This is a genomic window from Pseudomonas sp. MF09150 (genome assembly GCF_059862355.1).
This window is the reverse complement of sequence record NZ_JCBCUS010000015.1, coordinates 42,720-62,073: the sequence shown is the minus strand read 5'-3', so window position 1 is coordinate 62,073 and position 19,354 is coordinate 42,720. Positions and strand designations below refer to the sequence as shown.

Genomic DNA, 19,354 nt, shown 5'->3' with positions numbered 1-19,354 from the left:
CATGCACTACGACACATTGATCCGCAACGCCCTGATCATCGACGGCAGCAACCGTCCCGGCTACCTGGCCGACGTGGCCCTGAGCGAGGGCCGCATCCAGCGCATTGGCGACCTGCAGGGCGCGCAAGCCAACCAGCAGATCGACGCCGGCGGACGCGTGCTGGCGCCGGGCTTTATCGACGTGCACACCCATGACGACACGGTGGTGATCCGCCAGCCACAGATGCTGCCCAAACTCAGCCAGGGCGTGACCACGGTGATTGTCGGCAACTGTGGCATCAGTGCCGCGCCGGTCAGCCTGCGCAGCGATCCGCCGGACCCGATGAACCTGCTGGGCGCGCGGGGAGCCTTTGTCTACCCGCGTTTCAGCGATTACCGGGCGGCGGTGGACGCGGCGGTTCCGGCGGTGAATGTGGCGGCGCTGGTGGGGCACACGGCGCTGCGCAGCAACCATCTGGATGACCTGCAACGCACCGCCAGCCCCTCGGAAATTGCCGCCATGCGCGAGCAACTGCGGGACAGCCTGGCGAGCGGTGCCCTGGGCCTGTCCACCGGCCTGGCCTACGCCAGTGCGTTTTGCGCCGAGACCGATGAAGTGCAGCAACTGGCCGAAGAACTCAGCGCCTCTGGCGCTCTGTACACCACCCATTTGCGCAGCGAATTCGCGCCGGTGCTGGAGGCCATGGACGAAGCCTTTCAGATCGGCCGTCACGCCCGGGCCCCGGTGATCATTTCCCACCTCAAGTGCGCCGGCGCCGGAAACTGGGGGCGCAGCCCGCAGCTGTTGGCGTCCCTGGAGCGGGCAGCACTGACCCAATCGGTGGCCTGCGATTGCTATCCCTATGCCGCCAGCTCCTCGACCCTGGACCTTAAGCAAGTCACCGATGCCCATCGCATCACCATCACCTGGTCGACCCCGCACCCGGAAATGGGTGGCCGCGACCTGCTGGACATCGCCGCTGAATGGGCTTGCCCGCTGCTCGACGCCGCGCGTCGCCTGCAACCGGCGGGGGCGGTGTACTACGGCATGGACGAGGCCGATGTGCAGCGCATCCTGGCCCATCCACTGTCGATGATCGGCTCCGACGGCCTGCCGGAAGACCCGTTTCCCCACCCACGCTTGTGGGGCGCTTTCCCCCGGGTGCTCGGGCATTTCAGTCGCGACCTGGGCTTGTTCCCGCTGCACACCGCCGTGCACAAAATGACCGGGTTGTCGGCGGCGCGTTTCGGCCTGGAGCAGCGCGGCGAGATCCGCGAAGGCCACTGGGCCGACCTGGTGCTGTTCGACCCGGCCCGGGTGCGCGACGTCGCCGACTTCAAGGACCCGCAGCGCGCGGCCGAGGGCATCGACGAGGTCTGGGTCAATGGTCTGCGCAGCTATGCCGCCGGCCAGGCCAACGGTCAGCGCGCCGGGCGTTTCTTGCCGCGCAAAGGCAGTTAGTGCCGGCCTGAATGGGGGGCGCGATGGCTGTGGCGGTACTCGCCGGGGGGCATGCCGCTGCGACTTTTGAAGGTGCGGTGGAATGAGCGCTGATCGGAGAAGCCCAGGTAGTGGGCGATGTCCTGGATCGGCAGATCGCTGTGCAGCAGGTAGTGCTCGGCCAGTTCCTGGCGCAGGTCATCGAGGATCTGCTGGTAGGAGGTGCCGGCCTGTTGCAGTTGGCGCTGCAGGGTGCGCACCGACATCGCCAGTTGTTCGGCCACCTGCTCCTTGCGCGGCAAGCCCTGCTTGAGCAACTGGCGCAGGGCGTTTTTGACTTGCAGCGGCAAGGCTGCATCTTCCAGCGACGCCATGAGGCCCAGGGCATGCTCTTCCAGGGTGCGCAGCAACTGCGGGTCGGCCTGGCGCAGTGGCAATTGCAGGTATTCCATGGGCGCCAGCAGGGCCGAGCAGCGTTGCTCGAACAGCACCGGGCAGCCAAAGAAATTTTCGTACTGTTCGCGCCGGGCCTTGTCCGGCAGCGGGTGCTCGAACCACACGGCGCTGGGCGAGAGCGGGGTGTCGGCGATCCAGCGCGCATACAGCAGCCAGGAGGCCAGCACATCCTCGACCATGTGCCGGCGGGTTTCGGCGCGCTGATGGCGGCAACTCCAGATCAGCCGCACCTGGCCATCGACCACCTCGGCGCGGCTGACCCCCATGTCGCCCACCAGTTTTTCAAAGGGCATGATGCGGTTCATCGCTTCGCCCAGGGTCGCGCAGTTCATGGTGATGTAGCCCAGCACACTCCACGAGTTGGGCAGGACGAACCGCGCCGAATGCAGGCCGAACAAGGGGTCGCCGGAGTGGGCGCAGAAGTAGTCGAGCAGGCGTTCGTGAACCTCCACCGGCAGGCGCAGGCTGTTATCGCTCAACTGCCCGGCCTCCAGGCCGGCAGCGGCCAATGCCGGAGCGATCGGGAGGCCCAATTGTTCGGCATGGCGCAGGTATTTGAGCAGCGGCGGGACCGAGGTGTAGCCAAGGGTCATGGCGAGGCGTCCTGGCGGCGAGTCCTTCACGTGGCGAGCTGCAAGGTAATTTGAAACCCACGACAAAGTAAATGGCCATCCCCAACCCCAACCCCAACCCCAACCCTGTAGCCGCTGCCGAAGGTTCGGGCCGTGTTCGGACGTCGGTTCGGAAGGACTGTGTGTTGGAGCAGCGATAAGTTCGACTGGCTAATGCGGTTTTTCTCTTTGATTTGTAGGGCTTTTCCGAGAGAATCGGCCGGTTACATTTCAGCTGTTTCACTGTCTTGCGCCTTCTGAATGTCCGGGCCTAGTCTTCGCCCGTCGCTGCCTATTCAGCGACCGGGTCTGCAAGCCCGAACAAGCAAGAAGCGCTAAGCGTCCACGCTGAATCACTGAGTTTTCAGTTCGATTTATGGTGGCTACGTGTGGGAGACCTTCGGGTCTGCCGGGCTTGCTTCTTCTTCCCGGTCTTGCAGACCTGCACGTAGCCGCCACCCATCATCTGCAAGTGATGCTGGCGGCCTTCATCCAAGAAGGAGCTGTGTGCCATGAAGAAGATCGTTCCCGGTCCACCTTTCCCGCAACCCAGTCGTGAGCTGATCAGCGCACTGGAAGTGCCCAATAAAACCCTACTCCAGGCTCTGCAAAGCAGCGATGCCACGCCGTCGTTGCATCACACCTTGAATGTCACGGGAGCCACGACCTTTGGTTGCCGCGACGGTGAAGGACGGCCGCTGTTCGCCGTACGCCCGGGGGTGAACGCCGAAGAAGCGCTGCTGCATGTCTCGCTGTTGCTCAAGTGTGCCGAGGAAACCGCCGATGAGATCACCAGCGCCAGCGGTATCGAGCGCGGTTTGATCTGGTCGATGATCCATTCCGTGGAAATGGCCAGAGCCATGGTCGATGCCTTGCTCGACGGTGTACCGCGCCCGGTGAGTTGAGGCCTGGCTGAGTTCCCGTCCGTGGAGGGCGAGGATGCAGCGGCTACGGGGGTTCGCCCTTGCAGCGGGGGCTGCAGGGGCTATGGGGGGAGGGTCAGACGCGGAAGTGGCTGACCATCATTTGCAGCTGGTTGCCCAGGCGAGCCAGTTCGACGCTGGAAGCGGCGGTTTCGTCGCTGGCGGCGGCGGTCTGTTCGGAGACGTCGCGCACGTTGATGATGCTGCGGCTGATCTCTTCGGCCACGGCGCTCTGCTGTTCGGCAGCGGCGGCGATCTGCTGGTTCATCGACTGGATGTTGGACACCGTGCGGGTGATGTTTTCCAGGGACACGCCGGCCTTGCGGGTCAGTTCGACGCTGCTGTCGGTCAGGCTGCGGCTGTTGTTCATCACATTGGCCACTTGCTGGGTGCCGTTCTGCAGGCCGGCCACCAGGGCTTCGATTTCCTCGGTGGATTTTTGCGTGCGTTGCGCCAGGGCCCGCACTTCGTCGGCGACCACGGCAAAACCACGGCCGGCTTCTCCGGCGCGCGCCGCTTCGATGGCGGCGTTGAGGGCCAGCAGATTGGTCTGTTCGGCCACGGCCTTGATCACGTCCATGACGCTGCCGATCTTGTCGCTTTCCTGTTGCAGCACGCTCATGGCGTCGGTGGAGCGCACCACTTCGCTGGCCAGGCGTTCGATCTGGGTGATGGCTTCGGCCACCACTTTGTCACCCTGGCGGGCTTCACCGTCGGCGGCGGCTGCGGCCAGGGACGCCTGTTCGGCGTTGCGTGCGACTTCCTGCACGGTGGCGGTCATTTCATGCATGGCGGTCGCGACCTGGTCGGTCTCGATTTTCTGGCTGTTGACCCCGGCGCTGGTTTCTTCGGTCACGGCCGAGAGTTCTTCGGCGGCGCTGGCGATCTGGGTCACGCCGTCACGGATGCCGCTGATCAGCTCGCGCAGGGTCACGCCCATGCGGGCAATGCCTTGTTGCAGCACGCCGAGTTCGTCGCGGCGAGTGACGCGCACATCCTGGGTCAGGTCGCCGGAGGCGATGCGTTCCACCACAGCCAGGGTTTCGCGCAACGGGCGGGTGATCTGGCGGGTAATGATCACCGCGGCCAGGACCCCAACCAGCAGGGCGAGCAGGGTGCTGATCAACTGCAGGCTGCGGGCCTGGGCGCTTTCGACATCACGACGGTCGAGCTGGATCTGGTACAGCTCGTCGCTGCGGGCAACGATGTCGGTGCCTTGATCGGTCATTTCCTTGCGTGCTTGAACCGCATCGCTGAACGCCGCCTTGAACGCTTGCAGCGAGGTGCGATAGGCACTCAGCGCGGCTTCCAGTTGGCGCAGGGCGTCCTGCTGGGTGCTGCTGAAGTGGGTGTTGAGCTGGGCCAGTTCGCCGATGGCGTTGTTGAGCTGGGCCACGGCTTTCTGTTCGGTTTCCGGGTTGCTGTTGGCGGTGTAGCCGCGCACTTCATAGCGCGCCAGCATAAAGGCTTCCTTGGCCTTGGTGATGGCCTGGAACTGCTCGAAGCGCTCGTCGCTCAACGGCATTTGCTGCACCCGGGTGTTGATCGCGTTGATCAGGCCGTTGGCGGTTTCGGCGTTGTTGCTCATGGCTTCGCGCGCGGTGTTGCCGGTGCGGTAGGCGCTGCGCATTTTGTTCAGCGAAGCCTGATAGGCGCTGATGGTCGCGCTCTGCTCCTTGAGCAGCTTGAGGTTGTCCGGGCTCTTGAAGCTGTTGAGCAGTTTCTGCTGCTGGGCGACGAAGGCATCGAGGGTGGCCTGCACGCTCTGCGCGGCGGTTTCGTCGCCATTGGTCAGCATGTATTGCAGGCGTGATACCCGCAGCTTGGTCAGGCCGGCATTGAGCTGGGTGATGTCGCTCATCCAGTTACTGCGGTCGATCAGGCTGCCCAGACTGGTCCAGCCGGTCAGGGCGAGGATGGTGGTCAGGGCCAGGACCAGGCCAAACCCCAGGCCGAGCTTAAGGTTGACACTGATGTTGGCAAACCAGCTATTCATTCAATTCCTCCAGGAACGTTGCGCTTCTTTATCGTTAGGTAGCCGGAAGATTGTTGTTTTTGGTGGCCAGCAAGGTGTGTTCGTAGGGGGATATCGGCGGCAAATGCGATTGCTAAAACGTTTTTGTCGGGATTAGCGCAATAGGCGGATGGTCGGGGTTGTCCGGGGGGCTCGGCTGCGGGTTGAGACTTTTTTCACATCCATTTCACCGCCGGCCTACGCCGGGCTGCTTAGAGTCTTGGCGTCACTCGGCGCTTGCCCGCCGGTTGACGGCGCCGTTGAGCGTTCAATTGTCATCCGGGCCAGGTAGCGTCTGCGCTGGCTGCTGGTAGTCCCGGTCATTGTCAGAGAGGCAGCGTGCACGTGGAATCAAGACTCGGTTTTGCCGTGACCCGACGCGTGCCGGATTTTGGCCGCCTGGCGCGTTTCAAAAACGCCGCCGTGGTGTTGCTGGCTGCGCTGCTGGTGCTGCCGCTGACCCTGTGGCTGCTCAAGCCGATGGCGGTGCCGGACCTGGCCCATGGCGATGGGGCGGGACTCAAGGCGCTGAATGCGGGCTGGGCCAGTGGCCAGATGATCGTCCTGGTGCGCCATGTGGAGCGTTGCGATCACTCCAGGGCCGCGTGCCTGGGAGCGGCCGACGGCATTACCGATCGTTCCCGCGATGTGGCAGTCGGGGTCGGGGCGCAGTTCGAACACCTGGGCCTGGACCGTGCCGATATCTACCACAGCCCGCTGACCCGTGCGGTGCAGACGGCGGGCTATATGTTCAGCGACGCCGGCAGCGGCGAGGACTGGCTGTTCAACTGCAAGAACACCATGTTGCGCGATGCCCTGGCGCACAAGGTGCCGGGGCGCAATCTGATTCTGGTGACCCACAGCGAATGCATGGCGCAGTTGGAGAAAGACCTGAAGCTGCCGGTTTCAAGCTTTGGTTATGGCGCCTCGCTGTTTGTCTCCAGTGCGAGCCTGGAGGCCGCGCCGAAGATGCTTGGCTTTATTGAAGCCAGCGACTGGCGTTCGTTGGGGCTGGACCGCCGCTGAACCGGGCGGGCTTTCAACCGGGCCCTGCGCGAGATAAAAAAAACGGCACCTGATCGGGGTGCCGTTTTTTTTGCCGTTGACTTCAGTGGCTGACGAAATAGTAAGCCTGGCGCCCGACTTTCATGCTTTTGACCACCCGCAGCGGAGCCTGGGGTTCCTGCTCGGCGGCCATCAGCGCCACATGTTGCGGCGAGGCCGCGAGGAAAGCGTGCAACTGGGCCTCGGTCTGCAGGTCTGGCAACTGGCTTTGGGTGTAGAACACGCTGGCACCGCCGACCCGCTCATTGGCTTGATAGATCCCGACCTGGTGCTGGTCAGCCTGCAGCGCCTGCACCTGATTCATCAGCGGCAGGAACGACAGCGTGCGGTCGGCCCGGGGCGCGGCCCACTGGGCGGCGGCCAGGTAGCTGCACACCACCAGCGTCATGATGCCCACTGCCAGGCCACGACGGTGCTGGCCCAGTTTGCCCAGCCAGCTGCCCCTGCCGGCCTGCCGGCCCAGGCGCTGATACAGCACGGCGGCGTATTCGGCGGCCAGGACCGCGGCGGCTGGCGTCAGCGACATCAGGTACACCGTGCGCTTGCTCGACGCCAGGCACAGCAGGGTGAACTGGGCCACCAGCCACAGACTGAAGAACAGCCGGTAGCGGTTCTCCATCAGGCTTTTGCGAAAGTGCCACAGACCCAGGTAGACCAGGATGTTCCACGGCAGAAAGGCCTGGGGCAGCTTGGCCAGGTAGTAGTAGAACGGCTCGTAATGCCCGGCTTCCTCGAAGGAGCCGTCGAAGCGCCCGACGCTGTTGGTCCACAGCACCTCGCCCAGGGCTTGCAGGCCGCCGCGCTGATACAGCAGGTAGAGCCAGATCAGCAGCGGGATCAGGCCCAGCAGGGTAAACAGCGCCGGGCGCAGCCAGTGGCTCGGGGCCAAGCGTTTTTCCAGCAGGCTGTCGGCGACCAGGTAGGCAAAAATCACCACCCCGGGCATCGCCAGGCCCAGCACTCCCTTGCTCAGGGTGGCAATGGCGATCCCGACGGCGAACAGCAGCCAGGCCAGCAGCGCCGGTTGCTGATCGGCCGCGCGGCGCTGAGCCTGGAAGAACGCCAGCAGCGCCAGGGTCACGCCCAGGCTGAGCAAGGCGTCTTCGCCCACGCCGCGCACGTTGCTCCAGTAACTGGCCATGGTCGCCAGCATCGCCGCCGCGACCCAGGCCACCGTTGTCGGCCGGCCAAAACGGCGCAGCATGGCGTACAGCAGCAGCACACTGAACAGACCGGCAAAGGCCGAGGCCAGGCGCACGGCCCAGGGGGTGCCGCCGAAGGCGCGGATGGCGCCGGCGTCGAGCCACAGGCTCAGCGGCGGTTTTTCCAGGAAGGGCTGGCCGAACAGGCGCGGGGTGACCCAGTCGTTATCCAGGTGCATTTGCATGGCGATCCCGGCGACCCGGGCTTCGGTGGAGCCTTGCAACTGATGATTGCCCAGGGCGAAAAAGAACAGCAGGCCGGCAAGCAGGAAGAGCAGCGGGGCGGGTCGCGACATGAGCTTGGGGCCACCAGTAGAGGATTGATCGAAGTGCCGCGAGGCAATCGACGAAGTATACGGGGCCAATTCTTAACAATTCGTGAACGGCGGGCGCGATGCTCGCGGGCTTCAGCCTTGCGGCCGCCAATACGCCGCCGCGTGCTGGGCGAACAGCTCGGCGTAGGGCGGCTCGCTGATTCCCAGGACCGTGACTTCCATGGCGTCTTCCCCGCAGTCGGCGGAAAAGTCCTGGATGTAGACACCCGCGCAGACCAGCGCTTGGCCCTGGTGCAGCACGCTCAGGTGCAGGTCGCTCTGATCGCTTTCGGCCCGGGCGCGGATCAGCGCCTGCACCTGGGCATAGGCCGGCGCCGGGATAAACAGGCCGAACGCCACGCCCATGGGCGGGTCGCCGGACTCCAGTTCGGACCAGCCGATCAGCTGTGCGTGATGCCAGACTTCAAAGCGCGGCATGGCCTCAGTCCTCCTCCTGAAACCAGGCGCAAGCGATGCGCCCGGGGGCCAGGGCCAGTACGCCGCTGTCGAAGGTGCAGTCGCTGACAGCAGTCCAGTTGACCTCGCCGCCGGGGTTGTCCGGGGTCTTGATCAGCGGGCCGTTGGTATAGAAGGCGGCGCCGGGGGCGGCAAGATGGGTCATCAGTTCGGCGGCGAAGCGCTGGGCCTGGGCCCTGGGCATGAGTTTCAGGCGGTGGACCATGTCGCGCCGCAACAGCCAGACCAGCACCTGCTCGGCCTCTTCGGCACTGATTGCGCGATAGATGCCGGGGTCGTCGAGCAGTCCGAAGCGGCGGGCGGCGTCTTCCACCGACCCGGACTCCCAGGCCTGGATGCCCATGATGGAGTTGCCGACATCGCGCAGGTCGAGAATCTGGTGTTCCAAGGCATCGAGGGAGCGGGCAACAGGCATTTCAGGTTTCCGGGCAAATCGCGATAGTCTCTGCCAGCGAGGCTGGAGGCGCAGGGCAGTGATGCTAGCGCACTCGGGCCTCGTTGCGCTGTATCAACCCCCTTTGCAACACCCGAGAAGGAGATGGACATGTTCAGGTTCCTCACGATTACTGAGCCGCCGCAAACCCCCGCGCATTGCCATGGAGGCTCCGTCAACGGAGCCATAGCTGCCTGGGAGCTGAAAAATCTGGCTCTCAATGCAAAGGGGTTTGTCTCATGTCCAAAGAGTTACTCGGAGTTTCTGCTGTAGGGTTGATGGTGCTGGGCGAGTTCTGCGCCATCTACAGTGAAGTGGTCGCCGCGCGCCTGGCGCATACCGGCAACACCACCTGGGCCGACCTGGCATTGCCGGTGTTGATCATGTGCTTTGCCGGTATCTGCCTGATTGGCGCGTACTGGCTGGGGTATGTCGCGGTCGGTGATATCTGGCTGATTACCGTGGTCTCCGTCACCTCGTTGCTGCTTCTGGAGCCGCTGGTGATCTGGGCGATCTTCCATGAGCAGCCGGGGCGTGGCGCCTTGATCGGGTTCTGCCTCGGGGCCCTGGGCATGCTCTCGGCGGTATTCCTGTAGAACGCTGCGCTGGGCGCAGCCACTCGCCTCTGGTCCGGCAGGCAATCTGCCGGTCCAGGATGTTCAGGCCCCCGGGCCTGGACTCACACAGCCTGTTTGGGAAAGTAGCGACTGGGCGCATCCCCCAGCACTCGACGAAACACACTGCTGAAGGCGCTCGGGCTGCTATAGCCCAGGTCGGTCGCGACCCGGGTGATGGCCTCGCCCTCGCCCAGGCGCGCCACGGCCGCCAACAGGCAGGCCTGCTGACGCCATTCGACAAAACTGATGCCGGTCTCCTGGCGAAACAGGCGGGTGAACGTGCGCCGGCTCATGTTCACCTCGCGCGCCATGCAGTCGATGCCGATTTCCAGGGACGGCTGGGCCAGCAAGCGCTGGCAGGCCTTTGCCAGGCGCGGTTCATCGGGCAGCGGCGCGTTCAGCGACAGCGGCGCCATGGCGGCTATTTCATGCAGCAGCAACGTCATCAAGTGCCCGTCGTGGCTGTCTTCGGCGTAGAGCGCGGGAATGTTCATGGCCCGCAGCAGCAACTGGCGCAGCAACTCGGACACACCGAACACCTGGCACCGCGCGGGCAGCTTGAGCGCGGTGGCGGCGGGGGGGCGGATGTAGGTGTTGAGCATGGTCACCGGGCCGCTCATCTGCATTTCATGGGGCACGCCGGCGGGCACCCAGACTGCCCGTTGCGGCGGCACCACCCAGTTGCCGGCATCGGTGAACAGGGTGATCACGCCACTGGCGGCCAGGGCGAATTGGCCGCGTTGGTGACTGTGGCGGGGGAAGTGCTGGCCAGCGTGGTAGTCGCTGGCGGTGACCACGGCGTCGCGTGGGGTGTTTTCGTAAGGATCGATATCTATCTGGCGCATGGCCCGAATTTAATGATCAATGGCCTGGCATTGCAAGCGGGCCATGGCCCGGGCTAGTCATAGTGACGTCTTCGCCGGCGCGTCTTTGCGCGGGCCTTTGTGCTGGAACGCGAGCTGATGCAGAAGCGACACTTGATCCTGGCGGTGCTGGTGACAGCGCTCTGGGGCTTTAATTTTCCGATCACCAAGCTTGGCCTGGCCAACCTCGACCCGCTGCTGCTCACGGGCCTGCGCTTTACCCTGGCGGCCCTGCCCTGGGTGTTTTTTATCCGCAGGCCCCATGTCGCCATCGGTTGGCTGGCGGCGTATGGCGTGATCTTCGGGGTGGCGATGTGGGCCTTGATCAACCTCGGGATCAAGCTGGGCGTGGCGCCGGGCACCGCCGCGCTGCTGATCCAGTTCAGCGCCTTTTTTACCCTGGGCTGGGGGGTGTTGCTGTTTGGCGAACGCTTGAGCCGAGGGCAGGTGCTCGGGCTGGTGCTGGCGGCGCTGGGGTTGCTGTGCATCCTGCAAGGCAGCCCGGGGCAGGGCACGTCACTGGGCTACGGGCTGTTGTTGATCAGCGCCCTGAGCTGGAGCCTGGGCAACGTGATCATCAAGCGCTCCGGGGTGCGCGAGATCTTTGCCTTTGTAGTCTGGTCAAGCCTGTTTGCGCCGCTGCCACTGTTTGCGCTGACCTGGCTGAGCCAGGGTTCGGCGCCTTTTGTGAACCTGGCGAGCGGGCTGGATCAACGCACCCTGTGGTCCCTGGCGTTCCAGGTGTATGGCGCCACGCACTTCTGCTACTGGGGCTGGAACCTGTTGCTGCGCGAGTACCCGGTGTCGCGGGTGGCGCCCTTGTCGTTGCTGATCCCGGTGTTCGGCGTGCTGGGCTCGGTGCTGCTGCTGGGGCATCAGGTCGATGCCCGGGAGGCGCTGGCCATGGTGTTGATTCTGTCGGCGCTTGCCGTGGGCCTGATCAAGGGCCGGCGCCCGCCCCAGGAGCCCTGCGCAACCCGATAGGCTTACGCCGGACCGGTGCCGGCCGCGGCATCGAACACTGCCAAGGCCATGGGCAGGGTGGCCAGCAGCCGTGGTTTTTCGATGCCGTCCCGAGCCTGCACCGACAACCCGTGCAGCAGGGTGGCGTAGCAGTCGCCCAAGGCTTGCACCGGGGTCTGGCGCGGCAGTTCGCCGGACTCCACGGCCTGTTCCAGGCGCTGGATGATCGAGCGGGTGCGGTCGCGCCGATGCCCGGCCAGCCACTCGCGGATGCTGTCGTTATCCAGGGTGCAGTTGGTCGCCGATGACACCACCATGCAACCCAGGGGCCCGTCGGGACGGGTGTAAAGCTCGATGGCGTCGCGCAGCATGCGCTCGATGGCCCCGCGCGCCGTGGGCTCTTCGCTCAGGGCCTGGTCGGCAAAGGCGCCTTCACCGTTCTCGTACAGGGCAATGGCTTCGCGAAACAGCGCTTCCTTGGAGCCGAAGGCGGCGTAGATGCGGGCCGAGGCAATGCCCAGGGCCTGCACCAGGTCGGCCATGGACGTGGCTTCAAAACCGCGCTGCCAAAACACATCGCAGGCCTGGCGCAAGGCCTGGTCTCGATCGAACTCCCGGGGTCTGCCGGCCATGCTGTGGATGCCTCGCCTGAATGAAGGGTGTGTGCCGGCGTGCATTATTGATCGATCGACAAAAAAATCAAGCCCGCGTATTGACGGGGTCCTGGCGCTGCCCCTATTGTTTGTCGACCGACAAATAATAGGAGTGCCCGATGAAAACCCTTAAAGGACCGAGCCTGCACCTGGCTCAATTCAGTGACGCCACGGCGCCGTTCGACAGCCTGCCGTCGATTGCCGCCTGGGCCGCCGGCATGGGCTTCAAGGCCTTGCAGTTGCCGGCCTGGGATGAGCGTCTGTTCGACGTCAGCCTGGCCGCGCAAAGCCAGGATTACTGCGATGAAATCAGCGGTGTGGTGGCCGAGCACGGGCTGGTGATCAGTGAGCTGACCACCCACCTGTTCGGCCAGTTGGTGGCCGTGCACCCGGCCTATGACAGCCTGTGCGACGGCTTTGCCCCGGCCCGGCTCAAGGGCAATTCGGCGGGCAAGACCCAATGGGCACTGGAGCGTTTGCAGATGTCGGCCAAGGCCTCGCGGCGTCTGGGCCTGACAGAAATGGGCAGCTTCTCCGGCTCCCTGGCCTGGCCGTATTTCTTTCCGTTTCCGCAGCGCCCCGAAGGCCTGATCGATTCGGCGTTTGCCGAGCTGGCCAAGCGCTGGCTGCCGATCCTCGATGCCTGTGACGAGCAGGGGGTCAACCTGTGCTACGAGATCCACCCTGGCGAAGACCTGCACGACGGCGTGACCTTCGAGATGTTCCTGGCGCGGGTGGGCAATCACCCTCGCTGCAAGATGCTGTTCGACCCCAGCCACTTCGTGTTGCAGCAGCTCAATTACCTGGACTACCTGGACATCTACCACGAGTTCATCGGCATGTTTCACGTCAAGGACGCCGAGTTCAATCCCACCGGACGCCAGGGTGTGTACGGCGGTTATCAGGGCTGGGCTGATCGTGCCGGGCGCTTCCGCTCCCTGGGCGATGGCCAGGTCGACTTCAAGGGGATTTTTTCCAAGCTGGCCCTGTATGACTACGACGGCTGGGCGGCGCTGGAGTGGGAATGCTGCCTCAAGGATCAGCAGCAGGGGGCTCGCGAGGGCGTGGCCTTTATCAACCAGCACATCATCCAGGTGACCGACAAGGTGTTCGACGACTTCGCCGGAGCCCCGGTGGATCAGGCCCAGATCAATCAACTACTCGGCATTGCGCCGGTCGCGGCATAAGGATGATGAGCATGAGTAACGCTGAACAATCGGCCTTTGCCGGACATGAGCCGCACCACGGTTATGAGCGTATCGACGGCCTGCGCCTGCACTACGTGACGCAAGGCCAGGGTCGGCCGGTGCTGTTGATACCGGGCTGGCCGCAGACCTGGTTCACCTGGCGCCACGTGATGCAGGCGTTGGCCGAGCAGGGCTACCAGGCGATTGCGGTGGACCTGCCGGGCATGGGCCTGTCGGATAAACCCCGGGACGGCTACGACACCGGCACCAGTGCCGGGCGCCTGCATGCCTTGATGCAGGCTCTGGGGCACGAGCGTTATTCGGTCCTGGGCCATGACGTGGGCATGTGGATCGCCTACGCCCTGGCCAGCGACCAGCCGCAGGCGGTGGAAAAACTGGTGCTCACCGAAGCCGTGATTCCGGGGCTGGCCCCGGCGCCGTCGATCTTCGCCCCGCCGGAGCTGAATATTTTCCTCTGGCACTTCATGTTCAACCAGTTGCAGGACTTGCCCGAGGTGCTGATCACCGGCCGCGAGGCGCAGTACCTGGCCTACATGTTCGAGAAGTGGTCGTTCCGCCAGGACCGGGTGGCGGTGGACACCTACGTCAAGGCCTACTCGGCGCCGGGCGGCTTGAGTGGCGGCTTTGGTTATTACCGGGCGATTCCGCAAACCATCCGCCAGAACCAGCTGCGGGCGGCGACCCCACTGGCCATGCCGGTGCTGGCGATTGGCGCGCAGCACGCCACCGACAATGCGCCGCTGGAGACCTTGCAGGGCAATGCCCTGGATCTGCGGGGCGCCATCGTCGCCGATTGCGGGCACTTCATTACCGAGGAGGCGCCTGAAGCGTTCATCGCCCTGGTGCTGCCGTTCCTGTCCGAGCAGAACTGACAGCGCCATCGCCGGTAAACCGGTGTTTGCGCAGCGGGCGCAGGCACTGCGCTATGGCAAGCGCCCCCCCTTGATCAGCGCAGGTGCCGGCCGCTGCGCCACCAGAATATCGCCCCCAGCAAGGCCCCCGAGGCGCCGAACAACGGCGCCAGGGGCCAGCAGCGCTCCAGGGTGCTGGGGGATACCTGCTCTTCGGCTGGATCGGTATAGAAATCCGGATCCAACTGCATCACCAGGGGAATGGTGGGCAGCGCACTCAGGGCGCCGCACAGCAGGTAGATCGCGATATGGCGCCAGGTAAAACGCTGGGCCAGCCAGAAGAACAGGGCGCAGGGCAGGGCCGCGACGGTGCCGACCACCATGACGCTCAAACACCCGATCGCCAGGCTGAAAGACATCACTGAAGGCAGGCTGCTCCACAGCGTGGGGCTGCCACCAAGCATCAGCAGGCCGAACGACAGGGCCACAACCAGGGACAGCGCCGCGACGCCGACCAGGTAGGTGATAAACCAGTCAATGGCGCGCACGGTACGTATGGGGGTGGAGGTTCGGAACATGGGGAAGCGGACCGTTGAGGGCTGATGAGCGCACCAGGCTATCGATAGCGGGCGCGGCACACTGTGGAGTTTGTGTGGTTTTCCTGTGGTGAATCGGGGCTGACGCCAGCCCGCACAATCGTACAAGACCCTGTTGCCTGAGCCTTGCATGCTGCCCGTGGGATATCGGAGGTGGTTATGCAAGGCAGTGAGTTGGAATGGACACCGGGCCGCTCGAGTGTCTGGCGCCGGGTGGCACCGACGGCGCTGGCCATCGTGCCGGTCAGCCTGCTGTTCGGGGTGCTGGCGGGGCGTGCGGATTGGTCCCTGCTGGAGGTGGCCTTGATCGGCGTGCTGGGGTTCTCCGGCAGTGGGCAATTTGCGGTGCTGCCCCTGGAGCAGTCCGGGGCGGGCTTTTTCACCATGCTGCTGGTCACCGCCTCGATCAACAGCCGCTACCTGCCGATTGCCTTTACCACCGCGGGCCGCTTGCCCCGGCCCTGGGGGCGCAAGGTGCTGGCCGCGCACATGCTCGGCGATGAAGCCTACGCCACCGAACGGGAACAGGACGGGCCCGGGGCGGTGCTGTTGATTCGGGCCACGATCTTTCTCACCTGGGCCGCCGCCGGGGTCCTGGGTGCGCTGCTCGGCCAACTGCTGCCGGCGCAGTGGGTCGGCGCCGAGGTCAACCTGGGCTACCCGGCCAGCGTGGTGCTGATGTATTTGTCGATTTCCCAGCTGCGTGGCCGCCTGCTGCAAGTGCGTGAGCGCTGGCTGCCGATGCTCGGTGCGCTGACGTTGTGCGTGCTGTGCGCCTGGGGGCTGATCCAGTGGCTGGGGCCGGTGTATTTCTGGATCCCCAGTGTGCTGCTGGCCACCCTGATCCTGACTTGGGCCAAGCTATGAACCCCTCGACGCTGATGGCCATTGCCGCACTGTTCACCGCCAGTTGCCTGGTGCGGGTCGTTCCGGCGCTGGTCCGGGTGCCCTTGCCCTGCAGCCTGCAACGCTGCCTGGAGCGGGTGCTGCCGGTGGCGGTGTTTATCAATTTTGCGCTGTACATCGCCTACAGCGAGATCAGCCGCGACCCCCTCGCCGCCAGCCTGTCTATGCTGCTGGTGGCAGGCCTGGCGCTGCTCACGGGGTGCGGGTTGATCAGTACCGCAGTGATCGGCACCGCCGCCTACGCGCTGCTGCTTCATCTGTATTGAAACCACTGTGGCGAGGGAGCTTGCTCCCGCTCGGCCGCGCAGCGCTTGTAATGGCGTGTTCGCGGCGCGTCATTGGGAGTGTGCCGTTCGTCATCGGGCAAGCTCTTCAGCACAACAAATGCGGGGTTTGCGGACGGCCGCCCGGATTTTTCAACGCCCGTTCAGGAGGCGTTCAGGGGCTGCCCCGGCACCATGGCCACGCCCATTGAGCGGCGAATCAACCTGACGGGTCAGCGATGGATCACAACACAAGGTATCGCGTCGAATCGTTCTGCATCCTGCTACTGGCCCTGGTGCTGTTCACCCTGGGGATCTGGGACCAGCAGCCCCAGGGGTTCGATGGACGCTGGGCGCTGTTCCTTCAGGAAATGTTCCGCCACGGCCCCAGCCTGTTCCCCACCACCTACGGCCAGCCGTACCCGGATTACCCGGGCACCGCGACCTTGTTCAGTTGGCTGTGGGCCCAGCTGTTCGGTGCGCCCAACCACTTGGCCAATGTCTTGCCCACGGCCATCGCCTCGGCCGGGGTGCTGGCGCTGTTGTATCGCCTGCTCGCGCCCCATGGCCGGGCCTGGGCATTGCTGGCGGTGTTGCTCACGGCGCTGACCACCCAGTTGCTGGAGAAGTCACGTTCGGTCTGCCTCGACCAGATGGTCTCCCTGCTGTGCCTGGGGGCCTTCTACCTGTTGCACAGCGGCGAGCAGATCGGCTCGCGCTGGCGGCGCCTTGGCGTGTTGCCGTTGCTGGTGCTGGCGTTCGTCATTCGCGGCCCGTTGGGGCTGATCGAAGTCTGCGGCGTGGCCTGTACCTATTGCCTGCTGGGCCCGCTGCGTTCGCGCGCCGAGCGATTGCTGGTGCTCAAGCGGGTACTGGCCTATGGCGTGCTCGGGCTGGTGCTGCTGGCGGGCTGCTGGTGGGGGTTGATGCACCTGGCGCGCCTCAGCGGCGGCCAGGCGTTTGCCGATCAGGTGTTCAACATGCAGGTCAGCGGTCGCCTCGATGAAAGCGGCGAGCCGTTCTTTTTCTACTTCCAGCTCAGCCTGTATCGCTACTTCCCGGTGGTGCCCCTGGCCCTGGCGACGCTGTTTGCCCTGCGCCGGCAGTGGCACCTGCGGCATGCCCAGGGCGATCTGCAATTGGTGATGCGCCTGGGGGCATGCGGCCTGATGCTTCTGCTGGGGCTATCGGTGCCGCACTTCAAGCGTGCCTATTACATCCTGCCCATGGTGCCGATGTTCGCGGCGGTGGCCGCTTACGGCCTGCTCAACGCCCAGGGCTGGATGCTCAAGGTGCGAGGCGCCTACACCTGGCTGGTGGCGGTGTTGCCGGCGTTGTGCATCCTGGTGCTGTTTGTTTGTCGGCACAGTTGGCACAAGCACGGTTACTGGCCGCCGGTGTCCCTGCCGCTGTTGGTGGGGACGTTTGTGCTTCTGCAACTGCTGGCCATCCAGGGCTGGCGCACCACGCGCCAGGCCCTGGGACGCCGCCTGGTGCTGCTCAGCCTGATCGCGCTGGCGGCGCAATGGTGGCTGTTGATCAAGGTGGTGGAGCCGGCCAAGGACCTGCAGTTCGACACCCGGGGTTTTGTCGATCAGGTCGAAGGGTTGCGCGCCGCCAATCCGGGGCCGCTGGTGTTTTTCAACCTCGGCCAGGACACCTGGGCCGTGCGCTACATGATGAACCTGGATCACGACGAGCAGCCGCTGTTTATCGCCAAGGCCCAGCGTGCACAACTGGACGCCCTGCCACGCGGGGCCTGGGTAATCGTGGCGCGCAAGGATCGGGCGCTGTTGCAGGGCAGCGTGCTGGCGCCATCCACCCCGGCCTTTGAAGGGCGCCTGAACGACAGCCCGTGTCTGGTGTTCCAGATGCCATAAGCCTTGGGCGCTGTACGAAAACTACCTGCGCTTGGATTATGCTGAGCAGTCAAGTGTGCGGTTTCATAGCGGGAGAAGTTATGCCGTGTCTGATTCGATTGGCCCGTGACAGCGATGCACCTGGAGTCAGCCAGGTGATTCTTGCAGCGTTGCTCGGCAGCAACGCCCAGGACTATCCGCCCAGTGTCATCGCCCGGGTCCAGCAGAGTTTCACTCCGGCCGCGGTGGCCGAACTGATGAAGAAGCGCCAGATGTTCGTGGCCTTGATCGGCGGCGTCCCGGTCGGCACCGCCAGCCTCGACGGGCGCGCCGTGCGCTCGGTCTTCGTCGACCCTAGGATGCACAAGCGCGGCATCGGGCGGCACCTGATGTTCGTGGTCGAGCGCGCGGCCCGCGAGGCTGGGGTGACGGTGCTGGCAGTACCGTCATCGTTGACCGCCCAGGCCTTCTACGCGCGGCTTGGCTACCAAGTGGTGCGCGAGATCGAGGACGACGGCGAGCGCACCATCGTCATGGAACGCGAGCTGTCCCCTGAGCCGTGAACGCGCAGCCTGTTGTGTGGCCGAAGCCTGTATTCTTTTCGCGCCACTGACGAAGGACCGCACATGCCCAACAACCGACTGTATGACCTAACCCACCTCGACCTGGAACCTCGGGTTCGCGCCCTGCTGGATGACGACCAACTGGACCAGGTCATCGTGCAGTTCTACCGCTCCGATCAGTACGACGCCGCGCTGCTGACCCAACTGGATGCGCTGTGCAAAGAGTACGGTCGGCGGATCAACGTCCGTTTTTACTCCCATTACCCGAATGATGCGTTCGACTGCGCCAACCTGCGCCTGCTGCCCCATGTCTGCTCGTTGACCCTGGACTGCGAAGAGACCCGCGGCGACCTTGGCGCGCTGGCGGGCCTGGCCGCGCTGACGGAGTTCGGGCTGCAAATCCGCATCGGCAATACGCCCGATATCCTCGGCTTGCCCAACCTGGGCCAACTGCAGGAGCTGCATGTCTCCCAGGACAAAGGCCCGCCGCTGGACCTGGCGCCGATTGCCCGCATGCCCGGGCTGAAGAACCTTTCAATCAGCGCGCAAAGCCACAACCTGCGGGTGCTGGCCGAGCATGCGGGGATCACCCGGCTGGCCTTGCACCGGTTGCCGGCCAAGACCTCGCTGGAGATGGTCAGCCCGATGCGCGGCCTGCGGCAATTGTCGGTGAGTTTTGGCAGCCGCGAGGCCATGCCGGAGTTGCACCACCAGCAACTCGACAGCCTGGAAGTGCTGCGGGTGCGGGGGCTGGCCGAGCTGGACCTGGGGCGCTTCGCGGCACTGAAAAAGCTCTACGTGGCCGATCAGGCGCAGCTCTCGCAGCTGGCGTTGGAGCGGGCGCCGCTGCTTGAGCAACTGCACCTGGACAACCTCACAGGCCTGACCGGGCTTACGGGGCTGGCCGCCTCCCGGTTGACCCAGTTGCGCCTGATCAAGACCCCGGGGCTGGACCTGCTGGCGCTGATCCAGCAGCCCCTGCCACCGGCCCTGAGCAGCCTGGCGCTGTGGACCGGCAAGCGCAAGATCGATGCCCTGATCGACGCCGAGCAGCAGCGCCTGGGGTTGGCGAAGGCGCGCGGGGTGTTCTGAGGTTG

The 19,354-nt window shown here is 64.8% G+C and carries 20 protein-coding genes and 1 pseudogene; 12 read left to right on the top strand and 9 right to left on the bottom strand.

Annotation, left to right across the window (positions count from 1 at the left end):
* The first annotated feature begins 1 nt into the window (after window position 1).
* Window positions 2-1,441: an N-acyl-D-amino-acid deacylase family protein gene (locus AC19YX_RS32735; RefSeq protein ID WP_078469709.1), complete on the top strand. Its 1,440-nt coding sequence runs from the start codon at window positions 2-4 to the stop codon at window positions 1,439-1,441.
* On the opposite strand, the gene gliR is transcribed toward AC19YX_RS32735, so the two are convergent.
* Window positions 1,438-2,469 carry an AraC family transcriptional regulator GliR gene (gene gliR, locus AC19YX_RS32730; RefSeq protein ID WP_078469710.1) on the bottom strand — a complete coding sequence of 344 codons (1,032 nt, stop codon included), beginning with the start codon at window positions 2,467-2,469 and terminating at the stop codon, window positions 1,438-1,440. The two genes, AC19YX_RS32735 and gliR, sit on opposite strands and share 4 nt — an antisense overlap.
* A gap of 530 nt (window positions 2,470-2,999) precedes the next feature.
* On the opposite strand from gliR, the gene AC19YX_RS32725 reads away from it, so the two are divergent.
* Window positions 3,000-3,392, top strand: a complete 393-nt coding sequence (locus AC19YX_RS32725; RefSeq protein WP_500607886.1) for a DUF6124 family protein — start codon at window positions 3,000-3,002, stop codon at window positions 3,390-3,392.
* 94 nt (window positions 3,393-3,486) lie between these two features.
* Here the strand turns inward: AC19YX_RS32725 and AC19YX_RS32720 are convergent, their stop codons facing one another.
* Both AC19YX_RS32720 and AC19YX_RS32715 read right to left on the bottom strand, forming a co-directional pair.
* Entirely contained in the window at window positions 3,487-4,191 is a 705-nt protein-coding gene (locus AC19YX_RS32720; RefSeq protein ID WP_371106558.1) for a methyl-accepting chemotaxis protein, read from the bottom strand.
* Window positions 4,192-4,392: 201 nt separating this feature from the next.
* A pseudogene (locus AC19YX_RS32715) lies at window positions 4,393-5,271 on the bottom strand (methyl-accepting chemotaxis protein); the annotation flags it as partial.
* A 498-nt stretch (window positions 5,272-5,769) separates the two neighbouring features.
* On the opposite strand from AC19YX_RS32715, the gene pmrG reads away from it, so the two are divergent.
* The gene (pmrG, locus tag AC19YX_RS32710) at window positions 5,770-6,450 is read left to right on the top strand and encodes a lipopolysaccharide core heptose(II)-phosphate phosphatase PmrG (RefSeq protein WP_500607885.1); all 681 of its coding nucleotides are present in this window, start codon (window positions 5,770-5,772) and stop codon (window positions 6,448-6,450) included.
* 82 nt (window positions 6,451-6,532) lie between these two features.
* Here the strand turns inward: pmrG and AC19YX_RS32705 are convergent, their stop codons facing one another.
* The 3 genes from AC19YX_RS32705 to AC19YX_RS32695 all read right to left on the bottom strand — a co-directional run bounded on the left by AC19YX_RS32705 (window position 6,533) and on the right by AC19YX_RS32695 (window position 8,897).
* Window positions 6,533-7,987, bottom strand: coding sequence for an ArnT family glycosyltransferase (locus tag AC19YX_RS32705; RefSeq protein WP_500607884.1), 1,455 nt, complete (start codon window positions 7,985-7,987; stop codon window positions 6,533-6,535).
* 111 nt (window positions 7,988-8,098) lie between these two features.
* Window positions 8,099-8,443 carry a hypothetical protein gene (locus AC19YX_RS32700; protein ID WP_201129357.1) on the bottom strand — a complete coding sequence of 115 codons (345 nt, stop codon included), beginning with the start codon at window positions 8,441-8,443 and terminating at the stop codon, window positions 8,099-8,101.
* Between the two features lie 4 nt (window positions 8,444-8,447).
* A complete protein-coding gene (locus AC19YX_RS32695) occupies window positions 8,448-8,897 on the bottom strand; it encodes a hypothetical protein (RefSeq protein ID WP_500607883.1) in 450 nt (149 codons plus the stop codon).
* 296 nt (window positions 8,898-9,193) lie between these two features.
* On the opposite strand from AC19YX_RS32695, the gene AC19YX_RS32690 reads away from it, so the two are divergent.
* Window positions 9,194-9,511, top strand: a complete 318-nt coding sequence (locus AC19YX_RS32690) for a hypothetical protein (protein ID WP_020299973.1) — start codon at window positions 9,194-9,196, stop codon at window positions 9,509-9,511.
* Between the two features lie 83 nt (window positions 9,512-9,594).
* Here the strand turns inward: AC19YX_RS32690 and AC19YX_RS32685 are convergent, their stop codons facing one another.
* Window positions 9,595-10,377, bottom strand: a complete 783-nt coding sequence (locus tag AC19YX_RS32685; RefSeq protein ID WP_078469716.1) for an AraC family transcriptional regulator — start codon at window positions 10,375-10,377, stop codon at window positions 9,595-9,597.
* Window positions 10,378-10,494: 117 nt separating this feature from the next.
* On the opposite strand from AC19YX_RS32685, the gene AC19YX_RS32680 reads away from it, so the two are divergent.
* A complete protein-coding gene (locus tag AC19YX_RS32680) occupies window positions 10,495-11,379 on the top strand; it encodes an EamA family transporter (protein WP_500607882.1) in 885 nt (294 codons plus the stop codon).
* 2 nt (window positions 11,380-11,381) lie between these two features.
* Here AC19YX_RS32680 and AC19YX_RS32675 read toward each other — a convergent pair whose 3' ends face one another.
* Window positions 11,382-11,990 (bottom strand): TetR/AcrR family transcriptional regulator, encoded by a 609-nt coding sequence (locus AC19YX_RS32675; RefSeq protein ID WP_500607881.1) that lies wholly within the window; start codon window positions 11,988-11,990, stop codon window positions 11,382-11,384.
* A 140-nt stretch (window positions 11,991-12,130) separates the two neighbouring features.
* Between AC19YX_RS32675 and AC19YX_RS32670 the strand changes: the two genes are divergently transcribed.
* Complete coding sequence (locus tag AC19YX_RS32670; protein WP_500607880.1) at window positions 12,131-13,198, top strand: sugar phosphate isomerase/epimerase family protein; 1,068 nt, start codon at window positions 12,131-12,133, stop codon at window positions 13,196-13,198.
* Between the two features lie 11 nt (window positions 13,199-13,209).
* On the top strand, window positions 13,210-14,091 hold the full coding sequence (locus AC19YX_RS32665) for an alpha/beta fold hydrolase (protein WP_500607879.1): 882 nt from the start codon (window positions 13,210-13,212) through the stop codon (window positions 14,089-14,091).
* Window positions 14,092-14,165: 74 nt separating this feature from the next.
* Here AC19YX_RS32665 and AC19YX_RS32660 read toward each other — a convergent pair whose 3' ends face one another.
* The gene (locus AC19YX_RS32660; protein WP_500607878.1) at window positions 14,166-14,648 is read right to left on the bottom strand and encodes a hypothetical protein; all 483 of its coding nucleotides are present in this window, start codon (window positions 14,646-14,648) and stop codon (window positions 14,166-14,168) included.
* Window positions 14,649-14,825: 177 nt separating this feature from the next.
* Here AC19YX_RS32660 and AC19YX_RS32655 point away from each other — a divergent pair, with 177 nt between their 5' ends.
* The 5 genes from AC19YX_RS32655 to AC19YX_RS32635 all read left to right on the top strand — a co-directional run bounded on the left by AC19YX_RS32655 (window position 14,826) and on the right by AC19YX_RS32635 (window position 19,349).
* Window positions 14,826-15,533: an AzlC family ABC transporter permease gene (locus tag AC19YX_RS32655; protein WP_078469722.1), complete on the top strand. Its 708-nt coding sequence runs from the start codon at window positions 14,826-14,828 to the stop codon at window positions 15,531-15,533.
* Window positions 15,530-15,838: a hypothetical protein gene (locus tag AC19YX_RS32650; RefSeq protein ID WP_078469723.1), complete on the top strand. Its 309-nt coding sequence runs from the start codon at window positions 15,530-15,532 to the stop codon at window positions 15,836-15,838. Before AC19YX_RS32655 ends, AC19YX_RS32650 begins: the two co-directional genes overlap by 4 nt.
* A gap of 236 nt (window positions 15,839-16,074) precedes the next feature.
* Window positions 16,075-17,715 (top strand): glycosyltransferase family protein, encoded by a 1,641-nt coding sequence (locus tag AC19YX_RS32645; RefSeq protein ID WP_500607877.1) that lies wholly within the window; start codon window positions 16,075-16,077, stop codon window positions 17,713-17,715.
* An 80-nt stretch (window positions 17,716-17,795) separates the two neighbouring features.
* A complete protein-coding gene (locus AC19YX_RS32640) occupies window positions 17,796-18,257 on the top strand; it encodes a GNAT family N-acetyltransferase (protein WP_078469725.1) in 462 nt (153 codons plus the stop codon).
* 63 nt (window positions 18,258-18,320) lie between these two features.
* A complete protein-coding gene (locus AC19YX_RS32635; protein WP_500607876.1) occupies window positions 18,321-19,349 on the top strand; it encodes a hypothetical protein in 1,029 nt (342 codons plus the stop codon).
* Window positions 19,350-19,354: the final 5 nt, after the last annotated feature.

Coding starts and splice junctions, on each gene's coding strand:
- AC19YX_RS32645 (WP_500607877.1), top strand. CDS start 16,075: ATGGATCACAACACAAGGTATCGCGTCGAATCGTTCTGCATCCTGCTA.
- AC19YX_RS32680 (WP_500607882.1), top strand. CDS start 10,495: ATGCAGAAGCGACACTTGATCCTGGCGGTGCTGGTGACAGCGCTCTGG.
- AC19YX_RS32655 (WP_078469722.1), top strand. CDS start 14,826: ATGCAAGGCAGTGAGTTGGAATGGACACCGGGCCGCTCGAGTGTCTGG.
- AC19YX_RS32640 (WP_078469725.1), top strand. CDS start 17,796: ATGCCGTGTCTGATTCGATTGGCCCGTGACAGCGATGCACCTGGAGTC.
- AC19YX_RS32635 (WP_500607876.1), top strand. CDS start 18,321: ATGCCCAACAACCGACTGTATGACCTAACCCACCTCGACCTGGAACCT.
- AC19YX_RS32650 (WP_078469723.1), top strand. CDS start 15,530: ATGAACCCCTCGACGCTGATGGCCATTGCCGCACTGTTCACCGCCAGT.
- gliR (WP_078469710.1), bottom strand. CDS start 2,469: ATGACCCTTGGCTACACCTCGGTCCCGCCGCTGCTCAAATACCTGCGC.
- AC19YX_RS32695 (WP_500607883.1), bottom strand. CDS start 8,897: ATGCCTGTTGCCCGCTCCCTCGATGCCTTGGAACACCAGATTCTCGAC.
- AC19YX_RS32725 (WP_500607886.1), top strand. CDS start 3,000: ATGAAGAAGATCGTTCCCGGTCCACCTTTCCCGCAACCCAGTCGTGAG.
- AC19YX_RS32690 (WP_020299973.1), top strand. CDS start 9,194: ATGGTGCTGGGCGAGTTCTGCGCCATCTACAGTGAAGTGGTCGCCGCG.
- AC19YX_RS32665 (WP_500607879.1), top strand. CDS start 13,210: ATGAGTAACGCTGAACAATCGGCCTTTGCCGGACATGAGCCGCACCAC.
- AC19YX_RS32705 (WP_500607884.1), bottom strand. CDS start 7,987: ATGTCGCGACCCGCCCCGCTGCTCTTCCTGCTTGCCGGCCTGCTGTTC.
- AC19YX_RS32675 (WP_500607881.1), bottom strand. CDS start 11,990: ATGGCCGGCAGACCCCGGGAGTTCGATCGAGACCAGGCCTTGCGCCAG.
- AC19YX_RS32700 (WP_201129357.1), bottom strand. CDS start 8,443: ATGCCGCGCTTTGAAGTCTGGCATCACGCACAGCTGATCGGCTGGTCC.
- AC19YX_RS32670 (WP_500607880.1), top strand. CDS start 12,131: ATGAAAACCCTTAAAGGACCGAGCCTGCACCTGGCTCAATTCAGTGAC.
- AC19YX_RS32660 (WP_500607878.1), bottom strand. CDS start 14,648: ATGTTCCGAACCTCCACCCCCATACGTACCGTGCGCGCCATTGACTGG.
- AC19YX_RS32720 (WP_371106558.1), bottom strand. CDS start 4,191: ATGACCGCCACCGTGCAGGAAGTCGCACGCAACGCCGAACAGGCGTCC.
- AC19YX_RS32685 (WP_078469716.1), bottom strand. CDS start 10,377: ATGCGCCAGATAGATATCGATCCTTACGAAAACACCCCACGCGACGCC.
- AC19YX_RS32735 (WP_078469709.1), top strand. CDS start 2: ATGCACTACGACACATTGATCCGCAACGCCCTGATCATCGACGGCAGC.